Consider the following 4,715-nt stretch of genomic DNA (forward strand, 5'->3'; position numbering starts at 1 on the left):
CATCGCGGCCCGAGCCGGTACCCGGGCCACGCTCGCAGTGATCTCCGACGGAGACGGCGCAGGATTTCAAGTCTGCGAATGGTGCGGATGGGCCGAGGTGGCCCAGCGCGGCCGGAGGCGGCGGGTCCACCAGCGCCCCGAAACCGGCAAAGACTGCGATGGCCCGCTGCGCACCGTCTCGCTCGGCCATCGCTACCAGTCCGACGTCGCCGAGTTCACCTTCGAGGGTGTCCCCTATCGCCGCGACGCCGAGTCCAATTGGCTTTCAGCGCTGTACGCCATCCTCGAAGGCGCATCCGAGGCCCTCGAAATCAGCCGCGACGACATCGACGGTGCGCTCGCGTGGAGCGCCGACGGCCGCCGAAGCGTCGTAGTGTTCGACACCGTGCCCGGGGGAGCAGGAGCGGCGAAACGCATCGCCGAGGACATTCTTCCCGTGGTGCGCTCTGCGCTCTCTCGAGTTGCCGTCTGCGACTGCGGACCGGAGACATCGTGCTACGGATGCTTACGTTCGTATCGCAACGCGAGATTCCACGACAGTCTGACCCGTCGCGGCGCGTTGAACATACTCGGGGTGCTGGGCCTCGATGCGCACGTTAAGTCGGAGACTGAGGGTGCGGCTCACCGCGACTTCGGTGTGACGTCCGCGGCACCGGCCAGCCCAGTGATCTGACGGCAGCTGCTTTTTCCGCCGACCCCTGGTGCGTCCGCCAGGCGTCCGCCAGGCTCGGCGGTGAGGAGTTTGTTTACTGATATCAAGAGGGTGGGCAGAGCCCTCTTTGCGGAGCCGCTCCCGAAGGTGAGCGCATGCAACGGCCTGTGGTCGGCGAGCGCGTGGTGGTCAGCACTCGGCCCGCCGATGGCGCTGAGGATCCGACACCACGGGACCGGTTGGTCTGGTCCATGGACAGTGGCACGGTGATCGTTCAGGTTCCGCGCGCCACGTCGACGCCGATCCCGAGGCTGATGCCGGTTCTGGCGGCGGTGAAAGTTTGACGGACAGCGCGCGGGCTCGGGGAGCCGGCCGGGAATTTGGGCGGCTCCGTCGCGGGGATGCCTATCGCCATCAACCGCACGCCCACGAGGGTCGTTGCGGCGAGCACGCTGATCCTGCGATGGAAAACGTCGCGGTCAGTGTGGCGGAGTTGTCGCATGTTTCGATTGTTGGTCAGCGGGCTCGCCGGGCGCTTGTCCGTGCGCGCCAACACTGCGCTGCGCTGTTGTCCGATATCCGTACCGCCGCGACCCGGGCACCGCTAGCGTGCGAAGTATGCAACCGGCCTGGCTGGGCGCTCAGGGTGAGATCGAGGGACGGCTGTGGTCGACCGTCCTGCAACCGGCGGCCGCTGAACTTGCCAAGCGCGCCAACGAGATCTCCGACGCGGTCGTGGGCTACATCAGCCAGCGGCTGCCCGATCTACTCGGCAACGCCGAAGCGCTGGAAGCGAACCGGGCCAGCACGGAAGCGAGTATCCGCGACTTCGCTGGGGTGCTGCAATCCGGCGCCGATCCCCTGCACGCCGCCAGCCTGCGCTCCGCGACCCTCGACTACGCGCTCGACGGTGCCCACCACGGCGTACCGCTGACCGTGTTGCTGCGCAGCTACCGGCTCGGCCACGCCGCCACATCGCAGCACCTCAACGCGATCCTGGCCAATCATGTGGGCGACGCGGACGAGCTGAACCGGGCGATCGAGTTGTCTTCGGCGTGGATGTTCGCCTACGTGGACGCCGCGCTCTGCCTCCTCGATGATGCGTACACCACCGAGCGTGACCGCTGGCTGCGCAGCGCCGCCGCCAGCCAGGCCGAGACAATCGGCGCCATCCTGTCGGGGCAACCGGTCGACACCGAGGTGGCAAGCCGGCGGCTGCGCCACGAACTGCAGCGCGTGCACGTCGCCGCGATCGCCTGGCTAAACACCCACGAAGAGGGCCGCAACACGCTGGCCCTGCTCGAAGCCGCCATCCGCGACATCGCCGCGGCGATCGGCAGCCAGCATCCGCTTGTCCAGCCCCTCGGCACGTTGTCGGCCGCGGCCTGGATAAGCACCAAAGGCGATGTCCCGTCGAGAGTCCTCGACGAGCTGCGGTTCCGGACGGCGACGGCACCCGGGGTTCGTGTCGCGATCGGCGAACCCGCCCGCGGCATCGCGGGATTTCGCGCCAGCCATCTCGAGGCGCTCCACGCGCAGCGGATCGCCCAGCTGGCCGGCCGCGGCGAAGGCAGCATCACCCGCTACCGCGACATCTCGCTGCGCGCACTCGCCACCGCAAACATCGACCAGGCCCGCGCCTTCGTCGCCCGCGAGCTGGGCGCACTGGCGGCTGCCGATGACACCACCCGGCGACTCGCCGCCACCGTGCGCACCTACCTCGATGAGAACGGAAGCCGTGCCAGAACCGCCAAACGACTCAACATCCACGAGAACACCGTCTCCTACCGGCTCCGGCAAGCCGAGGAGATCTTGGGTAGATCGGTGGACAAGCGCACCCTCGAACTGCGCGTCGCACTCACCCTGGCCGACCTCGTCGACGAGACGCTTGAAACATGACATTCGGATTCCGCGTCGAGCGTGAGACATCTGCTCCGCCTGCAGGGGTGTATGACCTACTCGCCGACGCGGCGGCCTGGCACGAATGGGTGCCGTTCATCGGTTATTCGCAACTGATCAGGCGGGGAACGCCCGACCCCTTTGGCGCGGGGGCCATCCGTCGAGTGGGTGTGTTCAAAGGGGCGAGCGTTGACGAGGAGATCGTCGAGGCCCAGCCAGCCCACTACCAGCGCTACCGGGGCGTACGCGGCTTTCCGGTATCGCAGTACTGCGGGGAGATCCGCCTCAACGAGGTCAAGGCCGGTACGGAGTTGGTCTGGTCGGTTACCTTCGAGCAACGCGTTCCCGGCACGGGTCGGCCTCTGGGCCCGGTCATCCGCGCGGTGATCACCGCGATGGTCGACCGCACGATCAAAGTGGCTGAACAATCAGCGTGAGGCCAGTGCCTCCAGGGTTTGCGCAGCAGTGTATTTGGGCGTCCAGCCGAGTAGCGACTTGGCTTTGCCGGTATCCATCAGCACTGACGTTCGTGCCACGTGGAAGATGCCGGCCTCGGCGGGAAGGAACGGTAGTCGGGCTACCACCGCCGATCCGATGGTGGCGGTAGCGGCGGGCACCCGTACGGGGCGTCCGCCCAGGGCCGCCGCGATTTTCGACAGCGATGTCTCGCCGTCCCCGGCGATGTTGTAGGCCCCCGGCGGAGCTGAAGTCGTCGCCGCCAATGCGATGGCAGCGGCGACGTCGTCATGATGGACGAGCTGAAGCGGGACACCGGGGTCGGGGAAGGGCAGCTTCAGAAGCGGCATCGCGCGCGTGATCGACCGGAATGCGGAAGGAAGCCGATTCCACGGCATCGCGTCGGCCAGCGCGGTCGCCTTCGGTCCGGCGACGATGCACGGACGAAGCACGAACACTTCCAGCGAAGAGCCATCGGTGATCTCGGCGAGCGCGGCTTCGCAGGCCGCCTTCTGCGCGGAATAGTCGTGCTCCGGTGATCCGCGGGGCGGAACGTCTTCGGTGAGCGGATCCGGGTTGTCGGAGTAGTAGCCGTAGGCCGCGGCCGAGGACGTGTAGACCGCCCGGTCAGCAGCGCCGCCCTTGTCGGAGAGCACACCGCGGTGACGTGGAAGCGGTTGTAGGTCAGCCCCTGCCGCTGAATACGCGTCAAGTTCGGGGTGTGGATCGCGCCGCCGAACGTGTCAGGCCCCCCGAAACCCGCGTCGTCGACCAGCACGATCAGCAACGTTGGGCGCCTCCTCCGGCGCCTTGGGGCCGGGCACGATCGTCCAGTCGCCCACCGACTGCGGTCGGGCAGCGGCAGCCGGGTACGGTCGGGATCAAATTTGCCCATCGCCTCGGCCAACGCCGCCTCCATCCCCCGCAGCGTCGAATGCTCCAACTCCACAATCGATTTCATCGGCGACCCAGCCAGCGCCTGCTCGACGGCCAGTCGGCTCTCGGGCGGCAACACCGCGATGATCACCCCGGTACCGGCGGCCAGCGCTTGGCCGATCTTGTCGTGCAGACCGCTCTTGAGCCGGTGATCGGCGAATGCGCCGGCCAGCGCGCCCGCGGCCGCGCCGACCGCCACGGAGGCCAGCAGCGCCGGCGCGAACAGACCCACCGCGACACCGACACCCGCCCCCCAGCCGGCGCCTTTGCGGCCGAGGTGGTTGCCCGTGTCGATCACGGTGGCTTTACCCCCGGCGTCTTTGGCCACGAGCACCGCCCCGCGAAGCGCGATGTCCTTGGCTTTGACCCGTTCGGTCAGCGTATCGAAGTCCCGGCGAGCCGAATCGAGGTCCGGATAACCGCCCACCAACACGAGCGCATCGTCTGTCAGGAGAATCACGCGAACTTGCCTCGACGCCGCACCACGGGCTTGTGAGGATCTTCATTACTGGTATCAAGCGGTTGGTACTCTGGGATTTATTAAGTACCATAATCCCTTCAATGTGGAGGTACCAGATGCGCATGTTCTCGATCGCGTATGCAGCGGAATACTGGTTGGCCCCAGAACGGTTCTATGCACGCACCACAAAGCTCGGAGACCGCTTCCTGTTCAACCTGCCGGGCGCCGTCGACGCGTTCTGCGTCACGAATCCCGACGACGTTAAGAAGGTCTTCACGGCCAGCAACTCGATCCTCCAGCTGACGCCGGCGA

Annotated in this window: 4 protein-coding genes and 3 pseudogenes; 5 read left to right on the forward strand and 2 right to left on the reverse strand. The window is 67.0% G+C overall.

Annotation, left to right across the window (positions count from 1 at the left end; all coding sequences use genetic code 11):
* The 4 genes from ACLP9N_RS24145 to ACLP9N_RS24160 form a co-directional block, all read left to right on the forward strand.
* The coding region (locus ACLP9N_RS24145) for a DUF1998 domain-containing protein (protein ID WP_442409756.1) at positions 1–673 on the forward strand (673 nt) is incomplete at its 5' end.
* Positions 674–807: 134 nt separating this feature from the next.
* Complete coding sequence (locus tag ACLP9N_RS24150) at positions 808–996, forward strand: hypothetical protein (protein ID WP_442409757.1); 189 nt, start codon at positions 808–810, stop codon at positions 994–996.
* 274 nt (positions 997–1,270) lie between these two features.
* Positions 1,271–2,551, forward strand: coding sequence for a PucR family transcriptional regulator (locus ACLP9N_RS24155; protein ID WP_442409758.1), 1,281 nt, complete (start codon positions 1,271–1,273; stop codon positions 2,549–2,551).
* Positions 2,548–2,988, forward strand: coding sequence for an SRPBCC family protein (locus ACLP9N_RS24160; protein WP_442409759.1), 441 nt, complete (start codon positions 2,548–2,550; stop codon positions 2,986–2,988). The genes ACLP9N_RS24155 and ACLP9N_RS24160 overlap by 4 nt, the downstream gene beginning before the upstream one ends.
* Here the strand turns inward: ACLP9N_RS24160 and ACLP9N_RS24165 are convergent.
* Together ACLP9N_RS24165 and ACLP9N_RS24170 are read right to left on the reverse strand one after the other, a co-directional pair.
* Positions 2,980–3,633 (reverse strand): annotated as a pseudogene (locus ACLP9N_RS24165) (NAD-dependent epimerase/dehydratase family protein); the annotation flags it as partial. The gene ACLP9N_RS24160 and the pseudogene ACLP9N_RS24165 sit on opposite strands and share 9 nt — an antisense overlap.
* Positions 3,624–4,400 (reverse strand): annotated as a pseudogene (locus tag ACLP9N_RS24170) (sulfatase-like hydrolase/transferase); the annotation flags it as partial. The pseudogenes ACLP9N_RS24165 and ACLP9N_RS24170, both read right to left, overlap by 10 nt.
* A gap of 125 nt (positions 4,401–4,525) precedes the next feature.
* Between ACLP9N_RS24170 and ACLP9N_RS24175 the strand changes: the two are divergent.
* Positions 4,526–4,715, forward strand: a pseudogene (locus ACLP9N_RS24175) (hypothetical protein); the annotation flags it as partial.

This window comes from Mycobacterium sp. (assembly GCF_052144515.1).
Classification (GTDB): domain Bacteria; phylum Actinomycetota; class Actinomycetes; order Mycobacteriales; family Mycobacteriaceae; genus Mycobacterium.